Source organism: Corynebacterium sp. HMSC034B08 (assembly GCF_001835805.1).
Classification (GTDB): Bacteria; Actinomycetota; Actinomycetes; order Mycobacteriales; family Mycobacteriaceae; genus Corynebacterium; species Corynebacterium coyleae.
The window spans coordinates 13,938-31,278 of sequence record NZ_KV825915.1; the positions used below are offsets into that span (position 1 = coordinate 13,938).

The following is a 17,341-nucleotide window of genomic DNA, read 5'->3' on the forward strand; positions in this document are numbered from 1 at the left end:
GTCGGCGGCGGGGCTGGGCCGCGCGGCGGGGCTGACTGACGGATTGCGGCAGAATCTGTCAGCGACGAAGCATCTGTCCAGGTCAGAAAACGACCCTGACAGATTTTGTGAAATTTGTCAGTCGGCTGACGCGGTAGGCCTAGCCGTAGCGCTGGTAGGCCTCCAAAACCCGCGGGCGCGCTCCGCCTTGGGCACCCGATCCGCCCAGGCGTAGAACTCTTTCGAATGGTTCGGGATGAAGGTGTGCGTTAACTCGTGCACCAGCACCGCGTCCAGCACGTAGGCCGGTACGTCGCGCAGCCGATCGCTGATGCGGATATCACCGGTCGATACGGTGCAGGAGCCCCAGCGCGTGTTTTGGTTAGACACCCACCGCACCGAACCAATCGTTGCCCGCCCCTGCAGAATTTCCTTGTTCAGGGTTTCGGCGCGGGTGCGTAGGGAGTCGTCGTCAAGCAAACGCGTCGACGTCTTCTTCTCCAACTTGGCCAGCATCTGCTCCACCATCTCGCGCTCCTGCGCTTTGGTGAAGTGCGCCGGAATGCGGATCTCCGCCACCCCGCCAACCACCCTGGCCTGCACCGTCTTCGCACGACGAGCCGAGCGGATCACGCGATATTGCATCCCAGACATAGCGCAACATTGTAGGATGCGACGCGGGGGTGGAACACACGTGGCAATCCAAGAACACACACGCATTCAACTCGCGCGCGGCGTTCGCGTTTTCATACGCGCGCCAGAGACAATCCAGTTCGGGGCGGACGCGACACGCACCGGGCTCATCACCGTGCCCAGCGCCGACGAGGTGGTCACGGTCCTTGATTCGCTGACGCATCCGCGGATGCTCAAAACCGTTGTCGCAGCCCTTGCGGTGCATCTCGGTGAGGCGCCGGCGCGCAGTCTTATCGACGACCTCATCACCTACCGGCTCCTCATCCCCACCACCACCCCACAAGTGCTGGTGGTGGGGCGCGACGCGCTGGCCTCCCAGATCACGCTGCTGCTGTCGCGCCGTGGTGTGGTGACGCGCAGCCCGATGAAGGACGAGTCGGTGAGCAAGTTCCTGCTCGATCACGAGCCGCACCTGCCGGTGCTTGCCGTGAACTGTGCTGCCGAGGTGGATCAGATCGCCGCCGCGACCCGTGGCCGGCGTGGCCCTGTGGTGCCGGTGACGCAGTTCGACGCGCGCGTGGTCGTCGGCCCTGTGTGCGCTCCGTCTGGGCCGTGCCCGGTGTGCGCCCGGCTGTACCTTTTGGACCGGGACCCGAACATCGACCAGGTGGAGGAGCACCTCCCGCCGGCGATCGCGGCCGAGCCGGTGTCCTTGGCGGCCGGTGCGGTGGCGGCAGCGACGGTGGCGGGCAGGCTCGCCGGTGCGCTCGACCCGCCCGGGGTGTCGGCACCGACGCCTGTAGCCGGTGACGTGGTGGTCGCGGACCCGTTCGCGCCTGTGCCTGTGGTGTCGCAGCGGGTGCCGTCGCACCCGGACTGCCCGATGTGCTTCTAGCGCTGGCTGGGCTGACGCGGCTGGGGTGACGCGGCCGGGCTGGCGCGGCTGGGACCGCCTTAGTGGCGGTGCTCCTCAAGCGTTGCCAGCACGCCCGCGCCGTACTCCTCCACCTTCACGGGCCCGATGCCGGAGATGCCAAGCAGCTCCGTCTCGTTTGCGGGCATGGCCTCGGCGATTGCCATGAGTGTCACGTCTGAGAACACCATGTAGGCGGGCCTCCCCGCTGCGCGTGAGATGTCGAGGCGCCAGCGTTTCAGGGCGGCGAGCACGTTCTCGTCGTAACTTGGCTCGCACTCCTCGTGGCGTCCGAGCGCCTTGTCTGCTGGGCTGAACAGCGGGTTGCCGCATACGCGACAGCGGCGGTTGCGCTTGAGGCGTTCCGGGGAGCGCTCCACATCAAGTTCCGGTGCGATGCCGTCCAAGAAGCGCGACCGCGACCGGTTCTTTCGCCCGCCTTCCTGGCGTGACAGCGACCACGACAAGTGCAGGTGCTCACGCGCACGCGTCACCCCGACGTAGAACAGGCGGCGTTCCTCTTCGATCTGGTCGTCGCCAGCCTTAATCGCGTGCGAGATCGGCAAGGTGTTCTCCACCAGGCCGACAAGGAACACAGCATCCCACTCCAGGCCCTTCGCGGCGTGCAGGCTGGCCAGTGTCACACCATCTACGGCTGGGGGCTGCTTGGCTTCCGCGCGCTGGCGCAGGGAGTGCAGCACCTGGGGCAGGTCTTCGGCTTCGCGGGTGCGCACAATCTCCTCGATGAGATCCACAAGTGCGCTTAAGGACTGCCAGCGCTCACGAGCCTGGGCGCCCTCGGGTTCGGTCTGGGTCAGGCCGATGGGTGCGAGCGCGGCGCGAGCAACCGCCACCGGGTCGTCCGGCAGGTCCGTACGACGCGCGGCACGGACCAGGGCTGCGATGGCTTCGCGGATCTCGGCGCGGTGGAAGAACCCTTCCCCACCACGGACTTGGTAGGCAATGCCGGCATCGGCCAGCGCCGCTTCAAACGCGGCCGACTGGGAGTTAATGCGGTACAGGATGGCGATTTCGCGGGCGGGGACGCCGTCATCAAGCAAACGCCTGATCGCGCGGGCCACGGCGCGAGCCTCAGACGGCTCGTCGTCGTAACCGTTGAACTGTGGCGCCGGACCGCGCCCGCGCATGCCCTCCAGTTCCAGGCGAGTGCCGGCGACACGACCCTTGGCCTTGCCGATGACGGTGTTGGCCAACTCGGTGACTTCTACCGTGGAGCGGTAGTCACGCTGCAATTTCACCACTGTGGCGTGCTCGTAGGTGCGCGAGAAGTTCAGCAGGTAATCCGGGGTGGCGCCGGTAAACGAGTAAATGGTCTGGTTGGCATCGCCCACCACAGTCAGATCGTCGCGATCACCCAGCCAGCCTTCCAGCACGCGCTGCTGCAGCGGGGTGACGTCCTGGTACTCGTCCACCACAAAGGTCTGGTATTGGGCGCGGAACTCCTCCGCCACCGCGGGTGCGTTCTCAAGCGCGCCGGCGACGTGCAGCAGCAGGTCGTCGAAATCGAGCAGCATGCCATCCGGACTCGTCTTCGCCTCCTCGTAGAGGCGGTAGACCTGGGCCACACGCTGCGGATCCGTCGGCGGGGTGCGCGGGGTATCGGCGATGCGTGCGGCGTAATCCTCCGGGCCGATCACGCTGGCTTTGGCCCACTCGATCTCGCTAAGCAGGTCGCGCACCATTTCCTTGCCCGTATCCAGCCCACCGGCGCGCGCGGCGCGGGCGACCAACGGGAACTTGTTATCCAAGAGCCGCCACGGCAGGTCACCGGCGATCTGCGGCCAGAAGTACTGCAACTGCCGCATGGCCGCGGAGTGGAACGTGCGCGCCTGCACTCCCCCGATACCCATGGTGCGCAGACGGTCGCGCATCTCCCCTGCCGCGCGCTGGGTAAACGTCACGGCGAGCACCTTGTTCGGGGCGACCGTGCCGCGATCGATCAGGTTGGCAATGCGATACGTAATCGTCCTCGTCTTACCCGTGCCCGCACCGGCGAGGATGCACACAGGCCCGCGGGGTGCTTCGGCGGCGACACGTTGGTCGCTATCAAGCACGCTCAGATCAATCCTCATCGCGCACTGCCTTCTCCGCCTGGCGGCGGATATCCGGGGTGTTCATGCGCACGTACAGGAGGCGATCGCCCGGCTCGACCGTTTCTGCTTCGGGGGAATCGATGCGGTAGAGCTCACCGGAGCGCACCACGCCAAGCACGATGTCTGCCAAGTGGCGCGGGTTCGCACCAACCTCGTCGTCCGCGATCTGACGCTCTGCCACCGCGAAGCCTTCGTCCGGACTGAGCAGATCCTCCATCATCTCCACCACGGGCGGGGTCACCGTTGCGATGCCAAGCAGACGTCCGGCCGTTTCGGAGGAGACCACCACCGAGTCCGCGCCCGACTGCATAAGCAGGTGTTGGTTCTCACCCTCTCGCACGCTGACCACGATCATGGCACTCGGCGCCAACTCACGCACCGACAGCGTGATCAGCACAGCCGTATCGTCCGAAGACGGTGCCACGATCACCGAACGCGCACGGCTCACCGCCGCAATGCGTAACACGTCCGACTTGGTGCCATTGCCGTGCACCGTGACCAAACCGTGCTTCTCCGCGACGGCGAGCGCAGCCGGGTCTGGGTCGATGACAACAATCGACGATGGCGACGCACCGCCTGCCACCAATGCGTCGACCGCCGAGCGGCCCTTCGTGCCGTAGCCGATAACGATGGTGTGGTTGCGCACGGTATTCCTCCACTGTTGGATCTGCAGCGTCTTACGGGAATCCTCCGTCAGCACCGACAAAGTCGTACCGACGAGGAGCATCAGGAAGGCCACACGGGCCGGAGTGACGAAGAAAATGTTGATGACTCGGGCCGACTGCGTCACCGGAGTGATATCACCGTAGCCCGTGGTAGACAGGGTCACCGCCGAGTAATACAACGCGTCAATGAACGTCAACGGCTCGGAGTATCCATTGCGATCAATGAACGCGACGATCGCGACGGCAACGATAAGCAGCAGGGCGTAGCCGAACCGGCGCGCGATCAACGACCACGGCGTCGCCCGCTCGAGGGCCGGGATACTGACCACATCGAGCAGGTGGTGCACCGGGATCGCCGTTTGATCCGCGACGTTCGCGCTCAGCGTAAAAACCCTGCGCAGTTTCATTCCGTTTCGTCCTTACCCTTGCCTTCAGCAGATCTGCTGAGTAGCTCTTCGAGTTCTGCCGCATCGGGCAGACTACGCGGAGCATACGTCTCACCGGTGCGCACGTAGAAAAATACAGCGCGCACCGGACGACCGTCACCACAGATACGCTCCCAAGCCGCCTTGTAAACCGCAAGCTGCAACTGCGCCGCTTCCATCGCATCCCGCTTCGGCTTCTCGCCGGTCTTCCAGTCCACGACGGTCCAGCCGTCCACATCCTCGAAGACGGCATCCATACGTCCGCGGACCACGCCCTCGCCCACGGCGAGCTCGAAGGGATGCTCCACAAACGTCGGGGTGCGCGACGCCCACTCACTGGCCTCAAAGTTTCGCTTGAGCCGCTCGAGTATCGCGCGATCCACCTCAGCCTCATCCCCGCCGGGAAGTTCGTCTTCGGTCAGCAACGGGCGTGCACCGTAGAACTCCTCCAACCACTCGTGGAAGGCGGTACCGCGCTTGGCGTAAGTGTTCGGCTTAAACGGCACTGGGCGGCGTGCCCGGCGCGCGAACTGCACCGGGTCGGCCTTCAGCGCCACCACATCGGACGCGGTCAGTTCGCCCGGCATGACCACCGGGACGTCGCCGGCCTGGGCCTGCTCGTGTTCTTCGATGAGTGCAGAGACGTCGCGCTCCCAGAGGGTAAACAGTTCGCCGTCTACGAACTTTGGCAGGTTCTCGCGCGCGGCGTTGACCGCCTGCGCGGCTGCTTCGTCCGTGGCCAGCGGGGCGTAGTTTGGCCAGCGGCCGGTGCGCTCGCCGTCGTCGACAAGAGCGTCGGCGCTGGCGTCTGCGTCGCTGTCTGCTTCAGCATCCGTGCCGTCGTTCCAGACCACCACGCACTCGGGTGCGACAACGTCGCGCATGGTGGCAAAGTGCTCGTACGGCGCTGCTTCCTTGACCACGTCAGGCCTACGGCGCGAACCGGCGACGATGAGTTTCCCGCCAGAACGCGTCACCGCAACGTAGAACAGACGCGCTGCCTCCTCGGCCAGGTCCGCGGTGACGTGCTTCTTCCACGCCTCGCCCGCCTTTTGGTAGTCGGTGCGTGTGTCCACCTCGCCGAACTCCGGGAAGATCTCCGGATCGCCGTAGGTCTCCGTAGGCAGAAACTGCACGAAGGTGAGGAAGGTTTCCGTCTTCGGCTTATACGTCTCCGAATCGGCATGCAGCACCGCGACGGTATCCCACTCCAAGCCTTTCGCCTTGTGGGCTGTCATGATCTGCACCCGGTCGTCCTTCACCGTCACCGCACCCGGGGTCAGGCTGTCTTCGTGCTCGCGGGCGAGTTCGAAGTAGTCCAGCAGTCCGTCCAGGCCTGCGCCGGGGTAATTGGCTACCTCCTCCAACAGTCGATCCAGATGCACCGCGCCCGTCGCGCTATGACGGGAGAGCACCTCGGTGCGGATGCCGAAGACGTGGATGATGTCCGCGAACAGGTCGCTTAAGCGCTTGCCCAGGCTGTGGGTGCGCAGCCAACGCAGCTTGGCGGCCGTATCGCGCATGCGCTGCAGGCCTTCCTCGCTGTAGCGTTCCGGCTCGCCGAGATCCGCCAGCGCATCCGTGAGTCCTTCTGGGCGGTCGGTGCGCGCCTTGATGTCGTCGGCTTGGGCAATCGCGTCTTCGAGTTGGCTGACCAAGTGGGCGTAGGGGTCGCTGATACGCTGCGTGTTTTCGCGGTGGTCTTCTTTGCCGCGCAGGTTGTTCGCGCGCGATGCCAGCGCACGCAAGTCCGCAAGGCCCAGCCCAACAGCTGGCCCGCCGAGGACGCGCAGTGCCGCTGCGGTGTCGTCGGGACGCACAAGCATCGTGGCCACGGCAACCGTGTCGGCGACTTCCGGCACGTCGAGCAACCCGCCCAGGCCAACGATTTCGTAGGGCACACCGCGGGCCTCGAGTGCTGCGGCGATGAGTTGCGAATGCTTATTCTTGCGCACAAGCGTGGCCGCCGAAAACGGCTCCTCGGCTTCCTGGGCCTGGGCGTATGTCTTCGCCAGCTCATCGGCGACGAACTCGATCTCTTCGGCCTGCGTGCCAAAGAACCCGAGCGTGACATCGCCAGCGTCCGCTCCCGGGCGCGGCGCCAACGGTGCCACGGCGCGCTTTGCCTCGTCGGTGCCCAGGATCGCATCGGACACCCCGTTGGCCAGGTCCAGCACCTCAGGCGGGTTGCGCCACGAGGTGGTCAACTGCAACTTCGGCGCTGGTGAGCCGCCTTCAAGCGGGAAGTCCTCCACGAACGCCTGCAAGTTCGCCGCGGTCGCGCCACGCCAGCCGTAAATCGCCTGCATCGGATCGCCCACCGCCGTGACCGTCAGGCCAGGATCTTGCGCTTCGCCGAAAAGGCTGCGCAGCAACACACGCTGGGAGTGCGAGGTGTCTTGGTACTCGTCCAGCATGACCACGCGGAAGCGATTGCGTTGCGACGCCCCCACCACCGCATGATCACGTGCCAACGCAGACGCGAGAGACATCTGTTCGTTGAACGTGATCACACCACGTTTACGCAGCTCCTCGTTCACTGCCTGTGCGAGCGGCAGGTAGTTCACGCGCTCCTTCTGGATATCGCGCCACCCCTGCAGAATCTTCGAAAACTCGATCTTGCTCGCCGAGGGGTACGACTCCGTCTCTGCAAGGAAGTCGTGGGCATGCTCTGTGACCCACTCCGGGGTGGCAAGTTCGTTGCCCATCGCGGTGATGAGTTTGAGCACGTTTTGCACCACGCTGCCAAGTGCACGGTTCTTCCCGTCCGGCAGCAACGAACCGGCGTAGTTGCGCACCACCTCGGTGGTGATGGCGTGCAACTCCGCATCCGTAATCAACCGCGCGTCCGGTTCCGCCGGCACGAGCAGGCCGTATTCACGGATCAAGGTGCCTGCATACGAGTCATAGGTGGACACCTGCGGTGCGATGACCTCTAGACGCTTGGCTAATTCCCCAGACGGGTCGAGGCGCGCAACCAGGTCGCGGTTCTGCGCTAGCGTGGCCAGGCGGTCGCGGATGCGCTTTTTCATCTCCTGGGCGGCCTTGCGGGTAAACGTCAGACCCAGAATCTCTTCGGGGCGTGCAAAGCCATTAGCGACGAGCCACACCACACGCGCGGCCATCGTCTCCGTCTTGCCGGCGCCGGCACCTGCGACAACCAGTAGCGGGCCTGGCTGGGCGCCGATAACCTCCGCCTGCTGGTCCGTCGGCGGGAACTTCTGCCCGAGGTAGCGCGACAGCAGCTTCGGGGACATGGTTTCTTGGTTAAACATTGTGAATCATCTCCCCTTCCGGCTGCACCGGGCACAAGGCGCGCACACTGCAGCGATCGCAATGCTTCCCCGTTGTGGCAAGCAGCGTAGGTCCTGTCATTTCGGCGGGCAATGTATCGATAGCCTCGGCGAACTCTGCTAGCTCCTCTGGTGTCTTGGCAGCCTGTTCAAGCACCGTGATGGCCTTGGTGTCCTTCTTCGGGAACACCAGCATCGCACCACCCACGGTGATGTCCGACTCCCCGCGTGCGGTAACGACCCGCTCGCCGTCGAACGTGCCGTGAGCCAGCGCGAGTTGGTAGGTAAGCAACTGGGCGTGCTCACCGATCTCTTTCTTCGTGGGCGCCGTCGCACCGGTCTTTAGATCCACCACGTAGAGCGCACCATCGCCGTCGCGCTCGAGGCGGTCCACACGACCCCGGACGCGCACGTTGTCGCTGACTTGCACGTCAACGGATGTTTCCACCGCGACCTGTTCAAACGCGCCACGGCTCGTTTCTAGCCAGGTGCGGGTGCGCTCCAGCAAGCGCTCAAACTCCTCGATGTCGCGCTGCGCCTTCCACGCAGGTGCGTCACTGACCTCCTTGCGTGCGGCGATCACGGCGTTAAACGCGTCGTCCGGATCCACACCACGGCCGAGCGCTTCCAGGTAGGCGTGGCCCATCACGCCGTAGACCATGTCCATCGACTCGTCCAGGCCCACCATGCGCTGCAATACCTCACTCATCGGGCACTTCAGCAGGCCTTCTACTCGCGACGGCGACAGCGTCGGGCTGGCGCTAAGCGGCTCATCCGTAGACACCGTCGTGGTGGTCCACCACTGCCGCGGGTCCGCACCAAGCACACCGGCGTCCGCCAGGCGCGCCAACTGGCGAGCAGCCTGGGAGCGCGTCGCCTCATCCACCGAAGGATCCGTGAGCACACGGCGAAACTCCGCCACCAGATCGTCGTGGGCGAGCACGCGCACGAGCGTCTCGGTGTCGTCGCCAAGATCCGCCTGCGATGCCGAACTCAGCCGCAAGCGTGCCGGGGTGAGGCCGTGGTCTTCACAGAATTCCTCGACGAATCGGGAGGGTTCGCCTTCTTTCTCCGCGTCTTCGTCGTCAACCGCAATCACCAGCAGGTATTCGGTGGCGCGGGTGGTGGCGACGGTAAACAGGCGGCGTTCCTCAATCAGACGCTCCACGGTGTGGGAGACCGGCACGTCCGGATCCACGTCATGATCCACGAGGTCGATCAAGTCTTCTTGGCGGAACAGCGAGCCGGTCTCCCCCAGGTTTGGCCACGTATCGTCCTGCACGCCCGCCACGATGACACGGCGAAACTCTCGCCCGACAGCGCCGTGCGCGGTGAGCAGCGACACTGCATCGGGGGTTGCAGTGCGCCGGTCGCGCACACCGGTGGGCAGTTCCTGTTCCAGGATGAAGTCCACGAACGACTCCACCCCGGCAGCGGGACGGCGCTCCGTGTAGTCGCCCGCAGCATCGAACAGCGCCATGACGGAATCTAGGTCGCGGTCCGCTTGCGAGCCCGTCGCACCACCGCGCAGCGCCGAGGCCAACAAGCGATTCGACAGGCCCGTGGCCTGCCACAGCGCCCAAAGGATCTCTTCTACGCTGCCGTCTTCCGCGTAGGCCTGACGTCCCGCGTCAAGCACGCCACGCACGTGCTGGAGGATGTCGAGCTCACGGTCGGTCAACCACGTATCAAAGTCAGGCAACCCGGCGGGATCCGTCAGCAACTCGCGCAGCGACTCTTCGGCACGACGCTCAGGTGCCCAGCGGCGAAGCCCACGAATGAGGCGACGCAGCGTTACCGGATCCGCACCACCCACAGGCCCCAGCAGCAGGTCGCGCCACTCGCTCGGCGTGAGCTCCTCGTACAGTGCCCGGATGCCCAGCAACAGCGATGCCACCAGGCGCTGCTCCGAAAGCACCAGGTCCGTCGGGTTGAGCGACACCGGAACCCCAGAGCGCAACAGCGCGCGGCGCACCGGATCAATGCCCGTGGTCGAGCGGACAATCACCGCCATATCCCGGTAGTCCACGTCGTGTTCGAAGTGGGCACGGCGCAGCGCATCCGCCACCGCCGCCAGTTGCGTTGCAGAATCGGGCGCAATTGCCACGCTGCGACGCGGATCGCGCTTGGACTCCCCCAGGTCAATCGTGGTGTGCTCCAGCCCGCCAAGGGTGCGGAAGAACTCAGGCGACGCACCACGGAAGTGGAACACCGACTGCTCCTCGTCCCCGCCGACCACACCCAAGTCCGCCTGATCCAGCAGGCGCTTGACCAGCGCGCCGGCAGCGGGTGCGAGGTGCTGGGCATCGTCCACAATCACCGTGTGCCACCTGCGCGGCAGTGGCAGTCGCACCGCCTGATCCACCAGCTCCGAGGCGGACAGCCTGCGCGCTCCCGAAAGCGCCATCACCTGCTGGTACTCGCGCAAGAATTCGCCAGACGCGCTCCAGATGCCCACACCATGTCGGCTGCCCAGCTCCTCCAGTTCGACAGGGCCAAGACCACGTTCCACTGCACGCAGCAGGAAGTCACGCAGCTGACGGGCAAAGCCGACCAGTGGAAGCGCCGGGCGCAGATCCTCCGGCCACGAGCCACGACCATCCTCGTCCTGGCCTTGGAGCAACTGGCGGATCACTGCGTCCTGCTCCGCACCGGAGATCAGGCGGATTTCTTCGTCCACATGCGAGCGCAAAATGGCAAACGCCAGCGAGTGCACGGAGCGCACCATAGGCTCATCGGTAACAAACCCCGACTGCGCCAGCGTGTCCGACAACTGCGAGCGCAGCCGTCCGGCGGTTTCCTTCGAGTCCGTCAGCACCAAAATGCCACCCGGGTCCCCCGCGCCTGCGTGACGACGCACCGCGGCCGCCGCCGTATCCACAAGAAAACTACTCACGCCTGAGCCGGGCCGGCCGGTGACCTTCCACAACCCGGCCTCAGGCAGCGGGTTGTCCCAGGTCCGCGGGGTGATGTTGCGCTCGCGCGGCACGAGGTACGCCTTCGGCTCTAACGCTGCCGGAGGCACTGGTGAAGGGTGTGGAAACAACATAAAGGAGATTGTGCCAGTTCAGTACGACACGACAATCTCAACAACGTCATCTATCGAACATACGTCCGAACCGGGCCCGCGAGTCGTGTGGCGACGGTACTCGATCGCCTTCTCCAACAACCAGTCCAGCCTGGGGATATGCGACCAACGCGCCACAATGTCCGGATCCACAGCACCGGCCAGCAGACCATCGACGATCACCAGCGCTGCCGTAAAACCACGCGGGCGCAACCCAACGGACGGATCGAACTCGGTCAGCACAGGCTCAGCGTGGCCATCGAACAGCAAATGCGACAAGAAATCCAGGTGCGCGACTACCCCCTCGGACCCGAGGTGCTCCTCGCGCCACACCGCCCGGTCAGCATTGGCAACCAGCCCGGTGCGCTCGCCGGAGGGGGCTTCGATGCCGGCCACGGCGTCGTCGTAAAGCAATGCTGCTGCAACCGCCTCATCGACACGCTCGCGCGGCTCACCGGTGGCAAACTCAGTCGCGCAATACCCCGCAACGATCAAGCGACCATCCGTCGCACGCACAGGACGCGAAATGCGCAGGCCCTCCCCCGGAACTGCCTTCTCTCGAGCCTTTCCAGACCACGCGGACGTCTCACGCGCATGCGACAACACAACACGCCCGAAGCGCAGGCCATTGTTCCAAAATTGCGGGACCGCAACCGGCTCAATGTCGTCGATCTGGAATGCGGAAAGCACATGTGCCGGAATCGGCTTAAGCAAAGAAACCACCGACACCACCTTCTTAATTCACGGCCGGACGCGGATACGGCCACGGGTTCGGCCGGCACGTGTCGTCGTTGTTCGGGTAGTTCTCCTCCGGGCTCATCTCATGCAACTGCGCATTGTTCAGGCTCAGCGTCTGCTGCATCATGATCGGCGCAAGCGCATTCGCCTCCGGGCACGGCACGTGCTCCGCAAAGCCCACAGCGTGGCCCACCTCGTGATTAATCAGGTACTGGCGGTACGAACCGATGTCACCCTGGAACGGCACGGCACCGCGCACCCAGCGCGACTCGTTAATAATCACCGTGTCCTCGCCCGTAATGCGAGTACGGCAACTCGTCTCCGTCCCCAACGCGGCACCACAGAGCTCCGCCGTCGTATCCAGAGAGGTCAAACGGATCTTCAGCGTCGGATCCTGATCTGCCGACACGTGTTCGAAGCGGAAGCGCGGATCGTTCGTCCACCCGCGCGGATCCATCAACGTTGCATCCACCATCTGGGCAAACGACTGATCCCCGCCGTAACCGGAGGCGTCGATGCCGTGCTCGACCTCGACGATGTAGCGCACCACAATCTCAGTGCCCTGGCCCGCATTGGCACCAGGGATGCCGACCTCGTAGAACGTGCCCTCACCCGTCGTGGTGTACGGGCCACCCGGCGGCAGATCGTGCGGGTCAAAGATGCCTTCCGCGATCTTCGCAGGCTCCAGCGGCTTCGGTTGATCCGCATCCGCACCAGCCATGCCCGCTTCACCGGCCGGAGCCGACGCAGACTCGGCGACCGTCCCGATCGCCTGCTCATCCGGGTTTTGCACCATGTCCAGCAGGACAAACACGGTAATTACCGCAAGCACCGGGATTGCATACGCGCGCCACCCGTACTCGCGGACAAAGGCGACAAGACGTCCCTCTTCACGGCTTGTGCCCTGCGGGGTGTCGTCGCCAGACTCCATACCCCAGCTATCAAACCAGTCGCCGAAGTCCTCTTCAGCGCCCCCGTGGTGCTCACTATGGCGCCCACCGTGAGACGGAGTGCCCTGCTGTTGTGCCATGTCTGAGTAATTTAGCGCATGAAGCCGACGCTACGGGCCGTGGTGCTGCCCTGCTCGACGTAAACGACGCGGTCAGTGCGGATCAGGTAGGAGTGGCCCTTGGCATCCTCCAGCTTGAAGGTTGCCTGACCGTTCGCAATCGCCTGCTCGACGGTGGCAAAGATGTCTTCCTGGCCCTCCGGAAGCTTGATCGCTAGTTCGCGCGGGGTGTCTGCAAGACCAATCTTGATATCCATTTTCTCGCTCACTGTCCTTTTCTTGTTGCGCTTTGTGTGCCCGCAGGTGCAATAACTAAACGTAACCACCTGCTGGCGGACGGCCCCATTGTAACGGCCGGTAGCTAAGATGAACGCGTGCCCTACGCAGCTGAGAGTGAACAACGTGGCGCTGCTCGTCGTGCGCCGAAGAAAACGACGTTTGCCGGGTTGGGGGTCGCGGCTGAAATTGTGGACGCGCTTGCGGACCACGGCATCACCCATCCGTTCTCCATTCAGGAGCTCACGTTGCCCATCGCGCTGGCCGGCCGCGACATCATCGGTCAAGCCCGCACGGGTATGGGCAAGACGCTCGGTTTCGGTGTGCCGGTGCTAGACCGCGTCTTTGACGACGCTGACATTGCAGAACTCGACGGCACCCCGCGCGCACTGCTGATCGCCCCGACGCGCGAACTTGCGGTGCAGGTCGGCGAGGACATCGAACGCCTTGCCGTGCACACGCCGGTGCGCGTGGCCACGGTCTACGGTGGTCGCCCCTACGAGGAACAACTCGAGGCACTCGAAGCGGGCGCGGACATTGTTGTCGGCACGCCTGGCCGCCTGATTGACCTGCATGACCGTGGCGCGCTCGTACTGGATAAGGTTGCCATCCTCGTGCTTGACGAGGCCGACGAGATGCTTGACATGGGCTTTCTTCCGGACATCGAAAAGCTTTGGTCCGCCGTGGGCGCAACGCAGACCATGCTTTTTTCCGCCACCATGCCGGGCCCGATCCTGTCCCTTGCCCGTTCGAAGATGAACAAGCCGGTGCACATCCGCGCCGAATCCGAAGATGCCTCCGCTACCCACGCCACCACCCGTCAGGTTGCGTTCCTCTCCCACCGCATGGACAAAGCCGAGGTCATCGCCCGTATCCTGCAGTCTCCGGGCCGCGAGCGCACCATTATTTTCGCCCGCACGAAGCGCTCGGCGGCCGATCTCGCCGAGGATCTTGCTGGCCGTGGCTTTGCCGTCGGCGCGGTCCACGGCAACCTCGGCCAGGTTGCGCGCGAGAAAGCTCTTGATGCTTTTCGACGAGGCGACGTGGAAATCCTCGTCGCCACCGACGTCGCGGCACGCGGCATTGATGTCGACGACGTCACCCACGTGATCAACTACCAAACCCCAGACGACCCCATGACGTATGTCCACCGCATCGGGCGAACCGGCCGCGCAGGACGCACCGGCGTGGCGGTCACCCTCGTCGGCTACGACGAAGCGACGAAGTGGTCCATGATCAACACCGACCTCGACCTGGGCAAACCCAACCTGCCCGAGTGGTTCTCCACCTCCCCTGAACTGCAGGAGGAGTTCGGTTTCCCGGAGTCAGCTACTGGCCATGTCGGACGCCCGCGTAAAGTGCTCGGGGCACGACCAAACCGTCCATCCCGCCCGGCGGCTCCGGGCAAGCGTTCAGGAAGGAAACGGCGTTGAGTAAGCCTTTGCGTCGCACCCGCCGCGACCTCATTGCCACCGGTGTCATCGCCGGCGTTTCGGCATTGCTTGTCGGCACCGCCTTTTTCACCTCCCCGGTGCGCCAGGCTGATCTCTCTCCAGCAGCCGAAGCTCAGGAGGATTTTGGTCAGTTGGCGGTGGTGCCGTCGTCGCTAAGCGAGGGCTTCCGGCTCACCGACACCTCCGGACGCGCGCAACCGCTCGTAGCCAACGGCTTGATCATTACTTACAACGATCACACGCTGACCGCGACGAACCCTGAGGGCGAGACCGTCTGGACCTACGAACGCCCCAACGACCTGTGCCTGATGGATCAGGCGTGGGACAAGGTTGTGGCTGTCTACCGCGACAACGCTGGCTGCGGCGACGTGGTGGCCATCGACGCGAAAACCGGCCAATACGCCGGCACCCGATCCGCCCCGGCGTCTGAAAACGTCACGCGCCTGGCCTCGAACGACCGCATTGGCTACGCCTCCAGCGAACGCATCGAAGTATGGCGCTCCGACATGGTGCGCACCATGGAATACGGCTACATCGAAGCCCCGCAAGAATCCGACATGCAGCCCAACCCAGGCTGCGTGATCACCTCCGCGCTCACCCGCACCGAACTCGTCGCGCTGACCGAAACGTGTGGGGACGGCACCTTCCTCCGCATCCAAAAGGCAACCCCGGAAGACTCCCGCGAACCCGAAGTCGACGCCAACATTGAGATCGACCCGCAGGCCTACCTCGTCGCCGTCTCCCAAGACGCCGCCGCGGTCTACGACCCGTCAAAGAAGCAGGTCCTGGCCTACGACAAGGAGGGCAACAACACCAGCTCCTCCTCGGTGCCAGCAATGGGTGAGCCACAGCGTCTCGACGGCACCATCGCCGTCCTCCCCGTCGCCGACCTCCCCCACCACATGTCCTACTGGCAGGACGACTCTCTCCTGCTCATGGAGCCGGCAGGGCTCGGCGTCACCGGCGTGTTCCAAGGCGCACTCGGCACCGGCTTCGCCGCCGGCGACCGCCTGCTTTACGCCTCCCAGGACGGCATCGCAGTTGTGGATTGGGACAAAAACGCGGTCGACGAGATCATTCCCGTCGACCGCGGCGGCTACACCGGCCCCGTCCACATCTCCTCCGCCGGCGCAACCATTGTGGAAAAGCGTGGCGACGACATCGTCGTCCTCGACGCCAAGGTTTAGCGAGGCCGGAGGGGTGAGCGGTGTCGTCGATTAGCGGCGCGCCTTACGCTCCTCATACTGCGCCTCGTTATACGCCCTCGAACGCGGGTGGAACACGGTGACCAGCACCAACACCACCGAAATCAGTGTCGCCACGCCGAGCGTTACCGCCCCGCCGCGGAACATATAGATAGCCACGCCGCCAAGAATCGCCTCAATGAGGACCACCGCGCCAGTCGCACGCGGACGGCCGCGCAGAGTCTCCAGCGACACAAACGCGATGTAGCCGAAAATGATCAGCAAAAACACCGCAGTACCGATGTTGACGTAACCAGCAACCGGCGAGTCGGACTCCAGGGTGTGCTCGGTAGCAAGGAACTGATCACGGATCAGCGTCACCACATAAACAAAGATCGCCAAGCACTGCACCAGCACCACCATCGCGCCGAAACGCATCAGGGGTGGGACCTCAGCATCCGCGAACGGCTGCTGCTCCGGGTCATTTGGGACGGGCGCGTGGGATTGATTCCGATTCGTAGTCACAACAAAGCAGTCTATCGCCACCGATACGGCAGATGAACCCCAGCGAACCGGCAGAAATCCGAAAAACACGATTTGACCCGGGCACCTCCACCACCCGTTTACTATCATCCCAGGTCAGAGGGTAGACCATTGGCTTGCGGATCGGCCCAGAAGCGCAAATGTGACCGCGATGACGTAGATACATTCTGTGATTCCGCGCACATTTTGGCCTCGAACCCTAGCGGGCTTTGCATGAACATGTCATTATTCACAAGTAGCAAAAACAACGGGCTGGTAACTCAGCCCTTAACCCTCAGACACCACGGGGTTAACGCCCGGTAAACCGGAAGACGGGATCTCGAATCCACCGAGAGGCACCGCCCGGAGCCAGGAACCAAACTTTGTTTGCAACGCACCTACATCGTTGGGTGTTTTAGTGGTGCACGAAAACCGACCACGCAGTACCGATTTATTTTTAAGGAGCATCATCATGGATTGGCGCCACGAAGCAATTTGCCGCGACGAAGACCCGGAACTGTTCTTCCCGGTTGGTAACTCCGGCCCCGCCCTCGCTCAGATCGCACAGGCGAAGCTTGTTTGCCATCGCTGCCCAGTAACCACCCAGTGCATGAAGTGGGCACTCGAGACCGGCCAGGACGCCGGCGTGTGGGGCGGCCTGTCTGAGGAAGAGCGTCGCGCACTGAAGCGTCGCAACAAGGCACTCGCCCGCAACCGCGCTCGCATGTCCGCCTAATTTTCCTCTCCGGTATCGCAGGCGATACAGTGATAGGTCTGTAACCGGTACAGATATATAAAGGAGACCCTCATGAGCAAGCGTGGTCGTAAGCGCAAGGATCGCCGCAAGAAGAAGGCGAATCACGGCAAGCGCGCTAACTCTTAAGCGCTAAAGCCCGCGCCCGGTACCTCCCCTTTCGGGAAGGTACCGGGCGTTTTCTTTTGCCCTCAGGGCCACTGCACTTTTGCACTCAGCGGGTTGTCTTGGTCGCGAAGTTCGGTGCTTGTTCGGGTGTTGCTCGACGGTCCTGGCCTGCTGTTTTCCGCTGGTCGTCTAGCTCTGTGTTTGTGG

At 64.0% G+C, this 17,341-nt stretch carries 14 protein-coding genes; 5 read left to right on the forward strand and 9 right to left on the reverse strand.

Going from position 1 to position 17,341, the window contains the following annotated elements; genetic code table 11:
• Positions 1-117: 117 nt before the first annotated feature.
• Entirely contained in the window at positions 118-633 is a 516-nt protein-coding gene (locus HMPREF2656_RS02565) for a M48 metallopeptidase family protein (RefSeq protein ID WP_371440640.1), read from the reverse strand.
• A 40-nt stretch (positions 634-673) separates the two neighbouring features.
• On the opposite strand from HMPREF2656_RS02565, the gene HMPREF2656_RS02570 reads away from it, so the two are divergent.
• Positions 674-1,507, forward strand: a complete 834-nt coding sequence (locus tag HMPREF2656_RS02570) for a hypothetical protein (RefSeq protein ID WP_083319410.1) — start codon at positions 674-676, stop codon at positions 1,505-1,507.
• A 59-nt stretch (positions 1,508-1,566) separates the two neighbouring features.
• Here the strand turns inward: HMPREF2656_RS02570 and HMPREF2656_RS02575 are convergent, their stop codons facing one another.
• From HMPREF2656_RS02575 to HMPREF2656_RS02605, 7 genes are read right to left on the reverse strand one after another with little or no spacing between them, the layout of a single operon-like run.
• Positions 1,567-3,618: an ATP-dependent DNA helicase UvrD2 gene (locus HMPREF2656_RS02575; RefSeq protein WP_070815779.1), complete on the reverse strand. Its 2,052-nt coding sequence runs from the start codon at positions 3,616-3,618 to the stop codon at positions 1,567-1,569.
• A complete protein-coding gene (locus HMPREF2656_RS02580) occupies positions 3,608-4,711 on the reverse strand; it encodes a potassium channel family protein (protein WP_070571008.1) in 1,104 nt (367 codons plus the stop codon). Before HMPREF2656_RS02580 ends, HMPREF2656_RS02575 begins: the two co-directional genes overlap by 11 nt.
• The gene (locus HMPREF2656_RS02585) at positions 4,708-8,004 is read right to left on the reverse strand and encodes an ATP-dependent helicase (RefSeq protein ID WP_246825089.1); all 3,297 of its coding nucleotides are present in this window, start codon (positions 8,002-8,004) and stop codon (positions 4,708-4,710) included. The genes HMPREF2656_RS02580 and HMPREF2656_RS02585 overlap by 4 nt, the downstream gene beginning before the upstream one ends.
• The gene (locus HMPREF2656_RS02590; protein ID WP_070815780.1) at positions 7,997-11,071 is read right to left on the reverse strand and encodes an ATP-dependent DNA helicase; all 3,075 of its coding nucleotides are present in this window, start codon (positions 11,069-11,071) and stop codon (positions 7,997-7,999) included. Before HMPREF2656_RS02590 ends, HMPREF2656_RS02585 begins: the two co-directional genes overlap by 8 nt.
• Positions 11,072-11,089: 18 nt before the next feature.
• Entirely contained in the window at positions 11,090-11,812 is a 723-nt protein-coding gene (locus HMPREF2656_RS02595) for a hypothetical protein (protein ID WP_141760981.1), read from the reverse strand.
• Between the two features lie 13 nt (positions 11,813-11,825).
• On the reverse strand, positions 11,826-12,857 hold the full coding sequence (locus HMPREF2656_RS02600) for a DUF3152 domain-containing protein (protein ID WP_246825091.1): 1,032 nt from the start codon (positions 12,855-12,857) through the stop codon (positions 11,826-11,828).
• A gap of 11 nt (positions 12,858-12,868) precedes the next feature.
• Positions 12,869-13,093: a DUF3107 domain-containing protein gene (locus tag HMPREF2656_RS02605; RefSeq protein WP_070422420.1), complete on the reverse strand. Its 225-nt coding sequence runs from the start codon at positions 13,091-13,093 to the stop codon at positions 12,869-12,871.
• 117 nt (positions 13,094-13,210) lie between these two features.
• Here HMPREF2656_RS02605 and HMPREF2656_RS02610 point away from each other — a divergent pair, with 117 nt between their 5' ends.
• Entirely contained in the window at positions 13,211-14,545 is a 1,335-nt protein-coding gene (locus HMPREF2656_RS02610) for a DEAD/DEAH box helicase (protein ID WP_070451112.1), read from the forward strand.
• Complete coding sequence (locus tag HMPREF2656_RS02615; RefSeq protein WP_083319411.1) at positions 14,542-15,753, forward strand: Rv3212 family protein; 1,212 nt, start codon at positions 14,542-14,544, stop codon at positions 15,751-15,753. The genes HMPREF2656_RS02610 and HMPREF2656_RS02615 overlap by 4 nt, the downstream gene beginning before the upstream one ends.
• Positions 15,754-15,783: 30 nt before the next feature.
• Here HMPREF2656_RS02615 and HMPREF2656_RS02620 read toward each other — a convergent pair whose 3' ends face one another.
• Positions 15,784-16,275, reverse strand: a complete 492-nt coding sequence (locus HMPREF2656_RS02620) for a hypothetical protein (RefSeq protein ID WP_246815420.1) — start codon at positions 16,273-16,275, stop codon at positions 15,784-15,786.
• A gap of 469 nt (positions 16,276-16,744) precedes the next feature.
• On the opposite strand from HMPREF2656_RS02620, the gene HMPREF2656_RS02625 reads away from it, so the two are divergent.
• Positions 16,745-17,008: a WhiB family transcriptional regulator gene (locus HMPREF2656_RS02625; RefSeq protein WP_070422423.1), complete on the forward strand. Its 264-nt coding sequence runs from the start codon at positions 16,745-16,747 to the stop codon at positions 17,006-17,008.
• 72 nt (positions 17,009-17,080) lie between these two features.
• Positions 17,081-17,155, forward strand: a complete 75-nt coding sequence (locus tag HMPREF2656_RS13585; protein ID WP_099046258.1) for a 50S ribosomal protein bL37 — start codon at positions 17,081-17,083, stop codon at positions 17,153-17,155.
• Positions 17,156-17,341: the final 186 nt, after the last annotated feature.